1 protein-coding gene is annotated in these 582 nt (G+C 47.3%); it reads left to right on the top strand.

Features of this window, described 5'->3' with window-relative positions; translation table 11 throughout:
• Nucleotides 1–200: 200 nt before the first annotated feature.
• On the top strand, nt 201–582 hold a 382-nt coding region (locus R7Q48_RS29380; protein WP_318133888.1), incomplete at its 3' end, for a hypothetical protein.

Raw genomic sequence — 582 nt, 5'->3', positions numbered from 1 at the left:
GTTTTTAGGGCGTAGAAGAAATCCACCAATTCGGTAGTTCGGCACACGCTCTCAACCTAAGTCCGACTCACAATGAGTCGTTAACTCATTCATCTCAAAATCATTTAGGTATAACGCACAAATTGTCGAGGAGACGCCTTGGCGAGTTACACATATGTGCTACGATGCGGTTAATGTTAAGTGATAAATGCTGAACCTTAATGAAAGTGTTAAAAATTGCCGCCATTGCGGTCGCACTCGTTGCGGGATTCTACGCTCCGACGCTGCTCAAGAGTTTCTCTTCTTCCTCGACAGTCAAACCACTTGATGAGTACTGCCTGCTCTCGACAACGGCATGTGTCCAACAAGGTGTCACCATGACACTCAATGTCGATAATGCTCAGCCCCTTATTCCTGCTAAATTCGATGTCGAGTGGAACAAAAGTGACGCAGAGCAGTTGGTTCTGAGCCTTTCAGGAAGAGAAATGGAAATGGGCGAGCCGAAGTTTCTCCTCAAGAAAATAGCGCCTGGAAAATACTCTGGCGAAGTCGTGTTGCCCGTTTGCACTCAAGAATCGATGACGTGGGTCGGAGAACTGACCG

It is taken from the genome of Vibrio sp. 378 (assembly GCF_033339435.1).
The sequence above is the reverse complement of the archived record's forward strand: the minus strand, read 5'-3'. Positions and strand labels throughout refer to the sequence as shown.